Source organism: Devosia sp. J20-27, from assembly GCF_055808595.1.
This window is the reverse complement of sequence record NZ_CM147875.1, coordinates 2,359,365-2,372,664: the sequence shown is the minus strand read 5'-3', so window position 1 is coordinate 2,372,664 and position 13,300 is coordinate 2,359,365. Positions and strand designations below refer to the sequence as shown.

Annotated in this window: 14 protein-coding genes; 9 read left to right on the top strand and 5 right to left on the bottom strand. The window is 63.8% G+C overall.

The genetic code is table 11. From position 1 onward, the window contains the following. Positions 1-44: 44 nt before the first annotated feature. The 4 genes from AC0L4C_RS11675 to AC0L4C_RS11660 all read left to right on the top strand — a co-directional run bounded on the left by AC0L4C_RS11675 (position 45) and on the right by AC0L4C_RS11660 (position 3,891). Positions 45-1,589, top strand: coding sequence for a sugar ABC transporter ATP-binding protein (locus tag AC0L4C_RS11675; protein WP_473399758.1), 1,545 nt, complete (start codon positions 45-47; stop codon positions 1,587-1,589). Positions 1,590-1,594: 5 nt separating this feature from the next. After that, positions 1,595-2,566, top strand: a complete 972-nt coding sequence (locus AC0L4C_RS11670) for an ABC transporter permease (RefSeq protein WP_473399757.1) — start codon at positions 1,595-1,597, stop codon at positions 2,564-2,566. A 133-nt stretch (positions 2,567-2,699) separates the two neighbouring features. Then, positions 2,700-3,125: a large conductance mechanosensitive channel protein MscL gene (mscL, locus tag AC0L4C_RS11665; RefSeq protein WP_473399756.1), complete on the top strand. Its 426-nt coding sequence runs from the start codon at positions 2,700-2,702 to the stop codon at positions 3,123-3,125. Between the two features lie 136 nt (positions 3,126-3,261). Then, positions 3,262-3,891: a class I SAM-dependent methyltransferase gene (locus tag AC0L4C_RS11660; protein WP_473399754.1), complete on the top strand. Its 630-nt coding sequence runs from the start codon at positions 3,262-3,264 to the stop codon at positions 3,889-3,891. On the opposite strand, the gene AC0L4C_RS11655 is transcribed toward AC0L4C_RS11660, so the two are convergent. After that, positions 3,888-5,030: an HD-GYP domain-containing protein gene (locus tag AC0L4C_RS11655; RefSeq protein ID WP_473399753.1), complete on the bottom strand. Its 1,143-nt coding sequence runs from the start codon at positions 5,028-5,030 to the stop codon at positions 3,888-3,890. The genes AC0L4C_RS11660 and AC0L4C_RS11655 overlap by 4 nt on opposite strands. 232 nt (positions 5,031-5,262) lie before the next feature. On the opposite strand from AC0L4C_RS11655, the gene AC0L4C_RS11650 reads away from it, so the two are divergent. From AC0L4C_RS11650 to AC0L4C_RS11640, 3 genes are all read left to right on the top strand, one after another. Next, entirely contained in the window at positions 5,263-6,159 is an 897-nt protein-coding gene (locus AC0L4C_RS11650; RefSeq protein ID WP_473399752.1) for a carbohydrate ABC transporter permease, read from the top strand. Positions 6,160-6,259: 100 nt separating this feature from the next. Beyond that, positions 6,260-6,439 carry a hypothetical protein gene (locus tag AC0L4C_RS11645; RefSeq protein ID WP_473399751.1) on the top strand — a complete coding sequence of 60 codons (180 nt, stop codon included), beginning with the start codon at positions 6,260-6,262 and terminating at the stop codon, positions 6,437-6,439. 77 nt (positions 6,440-6,516) lie between these two features. Next, positions 6,517-6,756 carry a hypothetical protein gene (locus AC0L4C_RS11640; RefSeq protein WP_473399750.1) on the top strand — a complete coding sequence of 80 codons (240 nt, stop codon included), beginning with the start codon at positions 6,517-6,519 and terminating at the stop codon, positions 6,754-6,756. A 21-nt stretch (positions 6,757-6,777) separates the two neighbouring features. Here the strand turns inward: AC0L4C_RS11640 and AC0L4C_RS11635 are convergent, their stop codons facing one another. Further along, positions 6,778-7,308: a dihydrofolate reductase family protein gene (locus tag AC0L4C_RS11635; RefSeq protein WP_473399749.1), complete on the bottom strand. Its 531-nt coding sequence runs from the start codon at positions 7,306-7,308 to the stop codon at positions 6,778-6,780. Between the two features lie 96 nt (positions 7,309-7,404). Between AC0L4C_RS11635 and AC0L4C_RS11630 the strand changes: the two genes are divergently transcribed. Further along, a complete protein-coding gene (locus AC0L4C_RS11630) occupies positions 7,405-7,887 on the top strand; it encodes a winged helix-turn-helix transcriptional regulator (protein ID WP_473399748.1) in 483 nt (160 codons plus the stop codon). A 33-nt stretch (positions 7,888-7,920) separates the two neighbouring features. Here AC0L4C_RS11630 and AC0L4C_RS11625 read toward each other — a convergent pair whose 3' ends face one another. Further along, positions 7,921-9,270 carry a putative bifunctional diguanylate cyclase/phosphodiesterase gene (locus tag AC0L4C_RS11625; protein WP_473399746.1) on the bottom strand — a complete coding sequence of 450 codons (1,350 nt, stop codon included), beginning with the start codon at positions 9,268-9,270 and terminating at the stop codon, positions 7,921-7,923. A gap of 339 nt (positions 9,271-9,609) precedes the next feature. On the opposite strand from AC0L4C_RS11625, the gene AC0L4C_RS11620 reads away from it, so the two are divergent. After that, complete coding sequence (locus tag AC0L4C_RS11620) at positions 9,610-10,491, top strand: AraC family transcriptional regulator (RefSeq protein ID WP_473399745.1); 882 nt, start codon at positions 9,610-9,612, stop codon at positions 10,489-10,491. Positions 10,492-10,581: 90 nt separating this feature from the next. On the opposite strand, the gene AC0L4C_RS11615 is transcribed toward AC0L4C_RS11620, so the two are convergent. Together AC0L4C_RS11615 and AC0L4C_RS11610 are read right to left on the bottom strand one after the other, a co-directional pair. Beyond that, positions 10,582-12,021: an aldehyde dehydrogenase family protein gene (locus AC0L4C_RS11615; protein WP_473399744.1), complete on the bottom strand. Its 1,440-nt coding sequence runs from the start codon at positions 12,019-12,021 to the stop codon at positions 10,582-10,584. Positions 12,022-12,094: 73 nt separating this feature from the next. Continuing rightward, entirely contained in the window at positions 12,095-13,246 is a 1,152-nt protein-coding gene (locus tag AC0L4C_RS11610) for a fumarylacetoacetate hydrolase family protein (RefSeq protein ID WP_473399743.1), read from the bottom strand. Between the last annotated feature and the right edge of the window lie 54 nt (positions 13,247-13,300).

Sequence of the window (13,300 nt, the reverse complement as noted above, 5' to 3'; positions counted from 1 at the left end):
GAGGGAAAGTGCCACGGGTGGGGGGCCATCAGCCACCCTCGGACATGACCTTCATCTCACTCCACGATGTCGCCAAGGCCTATGCCGGCGTGCCGGCCCTGCGCCGCGTCAATCTCGTCATCGAGCCCGGCGAGATTCACGCGCTCATGGGCGAGAACGGCGCCGGCAAGTCGACGCTCATCAAGATCCTCGCCGGTGTCGTGGCCCCCGATACGGCCACCATCACCATCGACGGCAGGCCCGCGACCATCGACGGTCCGTCCGAAGCCTATCGCCACGGCTTTCGTTTCATCCACCAGGAATTCAACGTTGTCCCGGCCCTCTCGGTCGCCGAGAACATCTTCATCGGCCGCCGCTATCCGCTGCGCGCCGGCCTGCTGGTCGACTGGCGCAAGCTGCACGCCACGGCGCGCGAGGCGCTGCAGCGGCTGGGCATCACCCATATCGATACGCGCCAGAAGTTGGCGCGCCTCTCCCTCGGCGACCAGATGCTGGTCCGCATCTCCAGCGCCTTCCTGGGCGAGGCCGGCGCCCCGGCCCGGCTCTATGTCATGGACGAGCCCACCGCCGCCCTCACCAGCGAGGAATCCGAGCGCCTGTTCCGCGTCCTGCGCGAGATTCGCGCGGCCGGTGGTTCCGTGCTCTACGTCTCGCATCGCCTCGACGAGGTGATGGCGCTCTGCGACAAGGCGACGGTGCTGCGCGACGGCGAAACCGTCGACACCGGCAAGGTCGCCGAAATCACCCATGACGATCTGGTGGCCCTGATGATCGGCCGCCGCGTCGAGGAGGCCTACCCCGCCCGCAGCGCGCCGCCATCCCCAGAAACCGCACTAGCGGTCACCAATCTGTCTGCCGCCCGGCTGGGTCCGCTCTCTTTCGACCTGCACAAGGGCGAAATCCTCGGCATCGCCGGTCTCTCCGGTTCGGGTCAGCGCGAATTGCTGCGCGCCCTCTTCGGCGATCTCGCCGTCCGTGCGGGCATAATGTCGCTCGACGGCGGCCGCTACCGTCCCCGCAGCCCGGCCGACGCCTGGGCGGCCGGGCTCGCCTACGTGCCGCGCGAACGCCGTGCCGAAGGCCTCATGCTGACGCGCCCGATCTTCGAGAACGTCACCCTCGCCCACCTGCGCCGCCAGAGTTTCGGTGGCAGCTTTCTGACGCCGCGCGCCGAACGACTGTTCGCCACCAATCTGGGCACTGACGTCCGGCTGCGCTCGTCCGGTCCGCGCCAGCGCGCCATGGAACTGAGCGGCGGCAACCAGCAGAAGGTGGTCTTCGCCCGCGCCCTCGGCGGCTCACCCAGGGTCCTGCTGCTCGATGAGCCGACGCGCGGGGTGGACGTCGGCGCCAAATTCGATATCTACAGCATCATTCGCGACATGACGGCCAAGGGGATGGCAGTGATACTGGTGAGTTCCGACCTGCCCGAACTGATCGGCATGTGCGACCGCATCGCCGTGCTGCGCGATGGCCGCATCGCCGAATTCGTCTCCACCGACGGCTTGCGCGAGGACGACCTGCTCAACCGCTGCTACGGCCGTTCGCCGACAGCAGAAGCGCTCCCTTCCCCCTTGAGGGAAGCATAGACCGCATGACCTTTGGCACCCTGCTCCGCCGCTACGGCACGCTCATCGGTTTCGCCCTGATCCTCGCCTTCTTCTGGATCAACCTCCCCGAGACCTTCATGACGCCGCGCAACTGGCTCAACATCACCCAGCAGCTGTCCATGCTCATGGTGGTGGCCGCCGGCATGACCATCGTCATGGTCATGGGTGATTTCGATCTCTCGGTCGGGTCCGCCGCCAGTCTCGCCGGCATCGTCGCCGGTGTTCTGTTCGCAGCCGGCTACCCGATCTGGATGACGGTCGGCATTGCCCTGCTGATCGGCCTCGCCGGCGGCGCCTTCAACGGTATTCTCGTCAGCTTCATCGGTATCCTGCCCTTCGTCGCCACGCTCGCCACCCTGACCATGTTCTCGGGCGCCGCTTTCGTTGTCAGCGGCGGCAAGACCATTTCAGGCAAGGCCATCCCCGAGGAATTTGGCAATTTCGCGCGTCAGGGCATTCCACTCGGCGAACTCGGCGGCGTCGCCATCTCGCTGCCCAATCTCACCATCGTCGCCCTGCTGGCGGTGCTGGCTGTCTGGGTGCTGCTTGAGCAGACCACCTTCGGCCGACGGCTCTACGCCATCGGCGGCAATATCGAGGCGGCCTATCTCAGCGGCGTCGCCGTGCGCCGCCTCAAGCTCATCGCCTTCTCCCTCACTGGCCTCAGTGCCGCCGGTGCCGGGCTGATGTATGCCAGCCGCGTCGCCTCCGCCAACCCGACCCAGGGCAGTGGCCTGATGCTCAACGCCATTGCCGCTGTCTTTCTCGGCATGACCATGAGTGAACAGGGCGAGCCCCGCATCCTCGCCACCGTCATCGGCGTGCTGATCCTCGGCGTTCTCGACAACGGCCTGACCCAGATGAGCGTCGACAGCTATGTGCGCCAGATCCTCGTCGGCGCCATCATCGTCCTGGCTGTCGCTGCCAGCTCGATCACCAAGCGCGCTCGCGGCTGATACCCGCCGCCCGGCGCCCCCGGCCATGGGATAATCTGGACCAGAAAAGCCGGGACAACCGCGACTTGGCATTTGCATAAGTTCTGGACATGACATAATGAGCGCCCTTCCAAACACAGGACAGGGCTTGCAAATGTTCAAGGAATTCCGCGATTTCGCAATCAAAGGAAACATGGTCGATCTCGCCATCGGCGTGATCATCGGCGCCGCTTTTGGTGCTATCGTCTCCTCGCTGGTCGATGACGTCTTTATGCCCATTATCGGCCTGCTGCTCAATGGCATCGATTTCTCCAACCTCTTCATCGTCTTGAGCAATCCGCAAGACATTCCGGTGCCCTCGCTTGAAGTTGCCAAGGCGGCCGGCATCGCGACCCTCAACATCGGCCTGTTCATCAACGCCGTGGTCAAGTTCCTCATCGTTGCCTTCGTTCTCTTCATGGTCGTCAAGGGCATCAACAAGATGAAGCGCAAGGAAGCCGAGAAGCCGGCGGCGCCTGCTGCTCCGTCGGCCGAAGTTGTTCTGCTGACCGAAATCCGCGACCAGCTCGCCAGGCGGTGATCTGTCTTCGGGTCGCTGCGCTGCAGCGGCCCGACACCTTCTGTGACGCCGGTCGGATGATCTCTCCGCGCTGTTTCCATCTGCTGCCCGTCCGTCCATGATGTGGGGAGGGTCATCAGAGAGGGAGAAGACCGGCGTGACGCAGTCGCAAACGTTCTGGAATTCCGTTGCCGACAGCTACGCGGCCCAGCCCGTCGCTGATCCGGCGAGCTACCAGTACAAGCTGGAGCGGACGCGCGAGCACTTCCATCCCGACATGCGACTGCTGGAGTTCGGTTGTGGCACCGGCTCGACCGCCCTCGCGCACGCACCCTTCGTCGGATCCATCCGGGCCATCAATTCATCCGAGCGCATGATCGAGATCGCCCGCGGCAAGGCGGGGGACCTCGGGGTCACCAATGTCAGCTTCGAGCAGTGCGCGCTGGAAGAGCTCGAAGCCGGCCCGACCTATGACCTCGTCCTGGGCATGAGCATCCTGCACCTGGTCGACGACCGGCAGGCGGCGCTTGAGCGGGTCTTCGCCCTGCTCGAGCCGGGCGGCATGTTCATCAGCAGCACGGCCTGCGCAGCCGAGATGAACCCGCTGCTCAGGCTTGTCCTGCCGCTGCTGCGTGCCATTGGCCGGGCGCCCCGCGTCCATCTCTTCAGCGTCGCCGAACTGGAAGCCGAAATCCGCGCCGCCGGCTTCGAGATCACCGAACTTTGGCAACCCGGACGCGGCAAGGCCGTCTTCATTCAGGCCCGCAAGCCGGAAACCGCCGCCTAGGCGCGCAGATACGGGCGAGCCTGACTGTCTTCGGCGAGATCGGTCGGCAGTTCGACGCCGAATGCACTCGCCAGACGGCGCACAATCACCTCTTCGAGCTTGCCGGAGAGCACCATGCCGACAAGCACCTTCACTGCATCTTCGGACGAGCGGGCGGGCTTGTAGGACCGCACCTCGATCAGCGCCGCGAAGATGTCACACACCGCCAGCACCCGGGCCAGCGGCAGCACGGTCGCGCCGCTCAGCCGGTCGGGATAGCCCGACCCGTCCAGCATTTCATGATGATGCCGCACCGCATCCAGCAGCGCCTTCGGCAGGCCACTCTGCTTCGCGAGATAGTCAAAGCCCGCCCCCGGATGCCGCTCGATCACCGCGCGTTCTTCGTCGGTGAGCCGGCCCGGCTTGTCGAGGATACTAAGCGGCACCACCGCCTTGCCCACGTCATGCAGCATTGCGGCATTGACCAGCAGATGCGCGTACTCGCGTCGCAATCCGGTAAATTGCGCGTAGCGCGCTGCCACTCCCGCAACCAGAAGACAGTGCTGGAACGTCCCTTCATGATGAGCGCGAACGAGGTCGAGCCACGCCCCCTCACCCACCTTGGACATGCCATTGAGGATCTGGGCGCTGGCTGCCGTCACCTGGCCCATATCGAGCGGTTGACCGCTGACCACGCCATCGAACAGCCGGGCCAGTTCGTCCGAGGCCGCCACGATCGATCCGCCTCCCGGCCGATCTGCAAGCCCGTCATGTTGCACCAGCGTTGCCGCTCCCGGCCTGGGCACCAGGTCGCACTTAAGTATCTCGGTGAGCGTCGTCTTGCCGCGGATCAGTGTTCGGCTGGCGCCCAGCGCCGCGGCCTGCACTCGGGACGCGCGCAGCTGCAACCCGTCATCCATGAGGAAAATACGCTCATGTAGCCGCGACGCTTCACCCAATGCAGCCTTGAGCGCTGCTATTGCGGCAAGGTCCTGCAGATTAACGTCGATGACAACGTTTGCTTTTGACAGCGACCCATACTTCAAGCCGCTCAAATCACACGCCATTATGCCTAGACTAGCTGCCAGGCTTCGTCCGTGCTCGGCATACATCCCATCATGAACGACAGAAAATACTCCCCCTGAATTGACGTCGCCCATGTCCTTCTCCCCTCGCCGGGCGTTTACACCCCTTATGCGAGATCATTGAGCAATACTGGACATGCCGAACGTTAAGAATACTTAAATGGACCAATAATTGCTCATGGCTTGGCTGCGCCCTGTTGACCGGCAGCGAAAATCACTGCATCCGCCGGCATGCTGCTCCAATCATTGGACATTGCCGGCCGGCTTGCCTAAGCTACGGCAGACGGTGACTGGAGAGGCAGAAATCGTGGCCTTTTCAGCAGCATCATCCGTATCGGCAGCGCCCGATATCCTGGATCCTCTTGCCGCCGCCGCCGGGCGCCGCTGGATGCTGAGCCGAGTCTTCATCTACGGGCTGCTCTGCCTGTTCGCCGCCATCTATCTGTTCCCGGCGCTGATTGTCTTCTCCAACAGCTTCCGCACCGGACTGGACGTCAAACAGCACGGCATCATCGCGTTTCCCGAACGCTTTACCCTCGACCCATGGATCTACACCTGGACCAGGGCCTGCGTCTCCGGCACCTGCAAGGGTATTGCGCCGAACTTCTTCAACTCGTTGATCCTCACCATTCCCGCCACGCTGGCCGCCACCGCACTGGGCTTCCTCAACGGCTATGTGCTCAGCAAGTGGCGCTTCCGCGGCTCGGAATGGATCTTCGGCATGATGCTGCTCGGCGTCTTCATCCCCAGCCAGATCAGCCTGCTGCCCTGGGCCTGGATCATGGGCAAGATCGGGCTCACCAATTCGGTCTGGGGGCTGGTGCTGATCCACACGGTGCAGGGCATTTCCTTTGCCACCCTGTTCTGCCGCAACTTCTTCGTCTCGGTCCCCACCGAGATCGTCAAGGCGGCCCATATCGATGGCGCCGGTTTCTGGCGCATCCTCTGGAAGGTCATGCTGCCGCTGGCGACACCGATCCTGATCGTCACCGTCATCTGGCAGTTCACCACCATCTGGAACGAGTACCTGTTCGGCATGGTCTTCACCCGCGGCGACCAGCAGCCGATCACCGCGGCGCTGATGTCGGTGCGCGCCGGCGGCTCCAGCGCCGCAGTGCTGATCTCCGCCATTCCGCCGCTGTTGATCTATTTCCTGGGCGGTCGATACTTCGTGCGTGGCCTCACCATGGGCGCCGTCAAGTAGTCCGCCTCGAGCGCCCGTCATTCGCCCACCCTGTGGGCCACCGCCCTTCCCTCGAGCGCCGCGACCGTCTAGCTACGGTCTGCGCACCACGGAGAACAGCATGCCTTTCGGAACCGCCATGTCTCGCCTGCAATCGGCCCTCGACGAACTCGACCGCAACGTCCGCGCCGATCTCAAGGGCAGGACGGCCGTCACCGCGCAGGATCGCCGGGCGATGCGCAGCGACATCGAGAAGTGCATGCAGCAGCTCGACGAGCTGCGCACCATGCTCGCCGGCTGACCGCCTGCGGTCACTCTGACGTCACGTTCCGGGTGCAACCGTCGGCAGGCGCATGACGTTCTGGCGGCGAGGAACAAATGGCAAAGATACGCATGATCGTCCGCTACACCGGCGCCGGCTGGGAAGTCATCAGCACGTCACGACGCAACCTCCCCGCTTCAAGACCCTACCAGACACGCGAAGAAGCCCTCTCGGACGCCTTCTTCGCCTCGCGCATGCTGCGGGCCATGGGCGACGAGGTCACCGTTCTTGTCGAGAGCAGCACCGGCATGGTCGAAGCCACCGACGACAGCGAGCAGGTTTTCCTGCGGCACTGATCGGGCGCAGCGCGCCTGTTACTACGCGGGAACGTAGGCCAGCATGATCACGTCGGCGCCGATCCTGTCGCTTGCAGCAAGCCGAAGCGGCGGACGGGCACCGGCAAAAAACGGCGTACCGTGGCCCAGCACCACCGGGTGAAGGTAAATCCGGTATTCGTCGATCAGCCCAAGTTCGGTGAGGCTGTGCGCCAGGGTCGGACCGGCGACTTCGATCCCTCCCTCGTGCTCTGCCTTGAGACTGCGGACCGCCAACTCAAGATCGCCGTCGACCAGTCGCGCGTTCGGCCCCACTGACGTCAGCGAACGCGACACCACCCACTTGGTCTGCCGCCGCCACGCCGCAGCAAAGGCTCGCTCGTCGGCGCCCCATTCCGGCCGGTCATCGTCCCAGTAGCGCATGATTTCGTAGATCCGGCTGCCGTAGAGGCTTCCCGTCTGCTCCTCCGTCTCCCTGATGAAATGCCGGAACAGCACGGCATCAGGCGCAAACCGTGTGTGGTCCACATAGCCGTCCAGCGACTGATTCATTCCAAACACAAGCTTTGCCATGGGCGTCCTCCCCTTCATGGACACGATACGCTGTGCTACCAGTCGACCCCTGCTGCAAACCACGTTTATTTTGCAACCGGTTTTGGAACGACCTGTATGGACCACCGACGCTCGGGATGCCCGATCAACCTGACGCTCGAAACCTTCGGCGATCGCTGGAGCCTGATCATACTGCGCGACATCATGTTCGGCGACCGGCGCACCTTCCGCGCCCTGCACGCCGGAAACATCGAGGGCATCGCCTCCAATATCCTGTCCGACCGCCTCAAGCGCCTGACCGCCAATGGCCTGCTCTCACGCAGCGGCGATCCCGGTCACAAGCAGAAGGTCATCTACAGTCTGACCGATAAGGCAATCGAGCTGGTCCCCTTGTTGGTTGCCATGGGCAGTTGGGGACTGCGTCATACTCTGGCCTCGACGGAGCTCTCGATCCGCGCCAGAATTCTGGAAGATGGCGGCCCGCAACTATGGACCGACTTCATGGATGAGTTGCGCCATCTCCACCTTGGGGCAGACTGTCCCGAACACTCGGTCCTCGCCCGCATGCAATCGGCCTACGACGCCGCGATCGCCGGATAGCCCCGGCACCGCACTGCCGGCCTTGACGAAGCCCTATCGCCCGCTCGCCCGGCGCGACGGTTTGGCCGCCGGCACCTTCGCCTCGTCTCCGACCCGCTCCTCGAGATCGGCCAGTGTCATCGGCCGCCCGTAGAGATAGCCCTGGAACAGCTTGCAGCCGGCCTGGGCCATCAGGGTGTGCTGGTCCATCGTCTCCACCCCTTCGGCCAGAACGTCCTGGCCGAGATCACGACCGATATGGATGACGTTCTTGACCAGCGAGGCGCTGCGTTCGGCATTGACCGCATCCTGCACGAAGCCCCGATCGATCTTGATCTGCTGGATCGGCAGCCGGCGCAGATAGGACAGCGATGAATAGCCGGTGCCGAAATCGTCGAGGGCGATGGTAATGCCGAGGTCGTGCAACCGCTCGAGCTTGGCGATGACCGGTTCGATATCGGTGACAAGAATGCTCTCGGTCAGTTCGAGGATCAGCCGGCGCGGGTCCACCCCTGTCTTCAGCAGCGTGTCGCGCACGAACTCCTCGAAATTCTCGTGCATGAGCTGACTGGCGCTGACATTGACCGAAAGCGTCAGATGCCGAAACTCCGGGGTCTTGTCCCACTTGGCGAGAACGGAGCAGCCTTGCTCGAGCACCCAGCCGCCGATGGCAACCATCAGCCCGAGCGCTTCCGCCTGCGGGATGAAATCGACGGGCGGCACATTGCCTCGCTTCGGGCTGTTCCAGCGCAGCAGCGCCTCGGCGCCGATCGTATTGCGGGCCAGATCGACCTGCGGCTGGAAAACAAGCTGGAACTCATCGTTCCACAAGGCCGCCATCAGATCGCGGCTGAACCTGTCCTTGCGGACAAATTCGGCCTGCATGGCATGGATGCAGGCAGCCAGCATGCTGGTGGCCAGAATGGCGTTGGCCCAGGTGCCTGAGGTCTTCAGCCAGCCCGGCATTGTCACCATGGAAAACGATGTCAGCGGCAGACTGGCGAAAACAACAAAGGCTACCAGGCAGAGCCCGATCAGCACCAGTTGCGCCCGGGTTTTCTGCAACTGGTAGTTGAGATAGCCCAGCGCGGCCACGACCAGCAGGTAAAGGTGCACAACCCGCGGCGCCTCCTCGGTCGGCACATCAAGAACCAGCCCCATGATGATGGCAATCATCATCAGGGCGGCCTGGGCAGCCAGCAGTCCGAAAGCCAGGTTCCCGCGGCGGATCAGCAGGTAGATGGCCAGCCCTGTGGCGACGATGGCGACATCCAGTGCCACCACGCCCCACCACCCCATGGCGGCAAAGACCACACCCCAGCCAAGACCGATGGCGGCGAACGCCAGCGAGCCATAGCGATAGGCAAAGACCATTCGCTTTGAATAATGGCTGGTGGATGCCATCAGGGATTTTTGCTCAGTATCTGCCATTAATGTTCCGCTCGGCATCATTTTGATGCCATTTCCGACAATATAGCCGGGCTGTTAACGACAGGTGTTCTGCCAAATTCGGTAAGTCGCGGGCCTTTCCACTCAGCTGGACTATGGCACATCCTCCCCAAAGTCGGCCCAGGAAGTGCAAGTCGGCGGCCCGCAACTGTGAGCTGGTCTCATCGACGAGTTGCACCATCTCCACCTTCGGGCAAGCTATCCCGAGGAAGGGACGACACGAAAAGAGCGCAAGATCGGTCGAGCGCAGTTCCACCCTGAGCCGCTAGATGGCGTCACCACGGAGGACGGAAGATGACGGCGGCACTCCACAGCTATCGGACCCGCATGCAGCGGGTGCTGGACTATATCGACCAGCATCTCGACGGTGAGCTGGACCTCGAAACGCTGAGCCGGATCGCCGCCTTTTCGAGGTTCCATTTCCATCGGCAGTTTGCAGCAACCTTCGAGGTTTCTGTCCACCGCTACGTCCAGCTTGCCCGCATGCAGCGCGCTTCATACCAGCTGGCCGCCAATGATACGCACAGCGTCACCGCCATAGCGATGGACGCCGGCTACGATGCGCCCGATGCCTTCGCCCGCGCCTTTCGGCAACGGGTCGGACAGTCGCCCTCTGCGTTTCGGAAATCTCCCGACTGGGAACCGTGGCTGGCGGCCTTCGGGCCTTTGGACAACGCAAGGAGCAAGCTCATGCAGATGACCTATACCCCCGACGACGTGACGATCCGTGATGTGCCCCCGACCCCCGTGGCGATCATGCAACATCGGGGTGACCCGGCAACGATTGGCGCCACGATCCAGCGGTTCATTGCCTGGCGTACGGCCGCTGGCCTGCATCCCGACACCAACCCCACCTTCACCGTCTGGCGTTCCGAGCGGCGCCCGGCCTCGCCCGCTGACTACAGCGTGGACCTCTGTGTCGGTACCGACCAGCCCGTCAAAGCGGCCGGCGACGGGATCAAGTCCGGTGCAATCCCGGGCGGACGTTGTGCCGTGCTGCGCATTGTCGGCAGCTCCGACAACCTGGAGCCGGCCGCGCTCTATCTCTATCGCGACTGGCTTCCGGCCAGCGGCGAGGAAGCGCGCGACTTCCCGATCTACTGCCAGCGCCTGAGTATCTTCCCGGCAGTTCCCGCTGACGAGGCAGCCGTCGACCTGTTCCTGCCGCTGAAGTAGTTGCCGGCCTACGGGAACCCGGCGCATGGGCCCGCCGAAAGCAGAAGGGGCGCCCGTTGGACGCCCCTTCTTCGATTATTGCCCAGATGATCAGCCGGCGGCGGTATAGGCCGTCTTCACCACCGTGAAGAACTCGCTGGCATACTTGCCCTGCTCGCGCGGGCCGTAGCTGGAGCTCTTGCGGCCGCCGAACGGCACGTGGAAGTCGACGCCGGCGGTCGGCACATTGACCATCACCATGCCCGCTTCAGAATTGCGCTTGAAGTCGGTGGCGTATTTCAGCGATGTCGTCACGATACCGGCCGAGAGGCCGAACTCGGTGTCGTTGGCCGTCGCCAGCGCTTCGTCATAATCCTTGACCTTGATCACCGCGGCGACCGGCCCGAAGATTTCCTCGCGGCTGATGCGCATCTGGTTGTTGGCTTCGGTGAACAGTGTCGGCTGCAGGAAGTAGCCCTCGGTCGGCGCGTTGACCCGCGCACCGCCGACGCGCAGCGTCGCGCCTTCCTTCTGGCCGATGTCGATATAGTCCATGTCCTGCTTGAGCTGGCTGGCGTCGACCACCGGACCGATCTCGGTATCCTTGGCCAGGGCGTCGCCGACCCGCAGGTTCTTGGTGCGCTGGCAGAGCGCATCGACGAAGGCATCATGGATGCCCTCGGTGACGATGACCCGCGACGAGGCCGTGCAGCGCTGCCCGGTCGAGAAGAAAGCGCTCTGCGCCACGCTCTCGACGGCCACCTTCAGATCGGCGTCATCGAGCACGATGGTCGGGTTCTTGCCACCCATCTCGAGCTGGAACTTGCGGTTGAACTTGATCGAGGCCTCGGCAACCTTCTTGCCCGTGCCCACCGAGCCGGTGAAGGTGATGGCGTTGAGGTCCTTGGAGTCCAGCATGGTCTGGCCGACTTTCGAGCCGCGGCCCATCACCAGGTTCAGCACGCCCTTGGGCAGGCCGGCGCGGTGCAGGATATCGACAATGGCCCAAGACGAGCCCGGCACCAGATCGGCCGGCTTGAACACCACCGTGTTGCCGTAGCAGAGCGCCGGGGCGATCTTCCAGGCCGGGATGGCAATAGGAAAATTCCACGGCGTGATGATGCCGACCACGCCGACACCCTCGCGGGTGATCTCGACCTGCACGCCGGGACGGACCGACGGGAGAATCTCGCCGGCCAGCCGCAGCGCCTCGCCGGCAAAGAACTCGAAAATCTGGCCGGCACGGGTCACTTCGCCAATGCCTTCTGGCAGCGTCTTGCCCTCTTCGCGGCTCAGCAGTTCACCCAGCTCCTGCTTGCGTGCAAAGATCTCATGCGCCGTCTTGGAGAGAATGCCCCAGCGCTCCAGCAGGCCCGATCGCGACCAAGCCGGGAAAGCCGCCTTGGCCGCCGCGATGGCGTCCTGGGTTTCCTGCTCGTTGGCCTGGGCGTACACGCCCACCACGTCAGCGATATTGGAGGGGTTGATGTTCTCCTTGCCCTCGGTGCCGACCCATTCGCCGTTGATCAGGTTCTGGTGCAGTTCGCTCATCGTGTCGCTCCTCGAAGCTCGTAGGTCTTGTGTGACCGCTTAAGTAGTACTTTTCAGCCGAAAAGACACCCCGCTACAGCAGGTCTGCCTTGGCCAGGTCGCGCATCAGGTGGCTGGCGCCATAGGTCCAGGGCGGGCATTCGGTGGAAAGCCGCACTGTGTTGGTCAGTGTGCCCAGCGACGGGGTCGAGATCGAGACCTTGTCGCCCATCTTGTGGGTAAAGCCCTTGCCCGCGCCACCGCGATCCTTGACCGGTGCAAACATGGTGCCGGTGTAGAGCACGAAGCCGTCAGGGTACTGGTGGTGCCGGCCGATCGAGGCCGCCACCAGCGATTCCGGCGAGCGCGAGATCTGGCTGAGGTTGGAGACGCCGGTGAGCTCGAACCCGTCCTCCCCGGTCACCGACAGCGCGATATCGGCGTTCTTGACCGTCTCGATGGTGAACTCGCCGTCGAACAGCCGGATGAACGGCCCCAGCGAAGCAGAGGCGTTGTTGTCCTTGGCCTTGCCGAGCAGCAGCGCCGAACGGCCTTCGACGTCACGCAGGTTGACGTCATTGCCCAGCGTCGCGCCGACGATCGCGCCGGTGGACGCCACCACCATCACCAGTTCCGGCTCCGGGTTGTTCCATTCCGAAATCGGCAGGATGCCGACATCGGCGCCATAGCCGACCGATGCCATCGGCTGGCACTTGGTGAAGATTTCCGCATCCGGACCGATGCCGACTTCCAGATACTGGCTCCACACCCCGCGCTCGATCAGCGTCTTCTTGACCTCCATTGCCGCCGGCGAGCCCGGCTCGAGGTGGCTGAGATCGGTACCGACCAGCGACAGGATGTCCTTGCGCAGCGCATCGGCCCTGCCCTTGTCGCCGCGCGCCTGTTCCTCGATGACGCGCTCGAGCAGCGACACCACGAACGTCACGCCGGCGGCCTTGACTGCCTGCAGGTCGACCGGCGACAGCAGCGAGGGCTTGCTCGTATCGATCTTGCCGCCCCAGCTGTTATCGAGCACCACATCGACCGCACCGATGTTCTGGCCCGTGGCGGTCTTCACGTAGGTGGCCGGGTCGTCGCCCTCGGTCACGTCGCGAACCAGCGCCGCGCCTTTGGCCGTGATGTCGATCACCTGCCCGTCGCGTACCGTCACCACCCGCGGATGCTCGAAACCGGGGACGCGGGCGCGCCCGATCAGGATGCCGTCTGGAATGATCGAGTGTGCCATGGAATTCTTCCCTCCTCAGTTTGCGCCGCTACCTAACCCGCGGGCTCCGGCAGT

Excerpts from the sequence above, each read along its gene's own strand:
- AC0L4C_RS11675 (WP_473399758.1), top strand. The coding sequence starts at position 45 with ATGACCTTCATCTCACTCCACGATGTCGCCAAGGCCTATGCCGGCGTG.
- AC0L4C_RS11670 (WP_473399757.1), top strand. The coding sequence starts at position 1,595 with ATGACCTTTGGCACCCTGCTCCGCCGCTACGGCACGCTCATCGGTTTC.
- mscL (WP_473399756.1), top strand. The coding sequence starts at position 2,700 with ATGTTCAAGGAATTCCGCGATTTCGCAATCAAAGGAAACATGGTCGAT.
- AC0L4C_RS11655 (WP_473399753.1), bottom strand. The coding sequence starts at position 5,030 with ATGGGCGACGTCAATTCAGGGGGAGTATTTTCTGTCGTTCATGATGGG.
- AC0L4C_RS11645 (WP_473399751.1), top strand. The coding sequence starts at position 6,260 with ATGCCTTTCGGAACCGCCATGTCTCGCCTGCAATCGGCCCTCGACGAA.
- AC0L4C_RS11640 (WP_473399750.1), top strand. The coding sequence starts at position 6,517 with ATGGCAAAGATACGCATGATCGTCCGCTACACCGGCGCCGGCTGGGAA.
- AC0L4C_RS11635 (WP_473399749.1), bottom strand. The coding sequence starts at position 7,308 with ATGGCAAAGCTTGTGTTTGGAATGAATCAGTCGCTGGACGGCTATGTG.
- AC0L4C_RS11630 (WP_473399748.1), top strand. The coding sequence starts at position 7,405 with ATGGACCACCGACGCTCGGGATGCCCGATCAACCTGACGCTCGAAACC.
- AC0L4C_RS11625 (WP_473399746.1), bottom strand. The coding sequence starts at position 9,270 with ATGGCATCCACCAGCCATTATTCAAAGCGAATGGTCTTTGCCTATCGC.
- AC0L4C_RS11620 (WP_473399745.1), top strand. The coding sequence starts at position 9,610 with ATGACGGCGGCACTCCACAGCTATCGGACCCGCATGCAGCGGGTGCTG.
- AC0L4C_RS11615 (WP_473399744.1), bottom strand. The coding sequence starts at position 12,021 with ATGAGCGAACTGCACCAGAACCTGATCAACGGCGAATGGGTCGGCACC.
- AC0L4C_RS11610 (WP_473399743.1), bottom strand. The coding sequence starts at position 13,246 with ATGGCACACTCGATCATTCCAGACGGCATCCTGATCGGGCGCGCCCGC.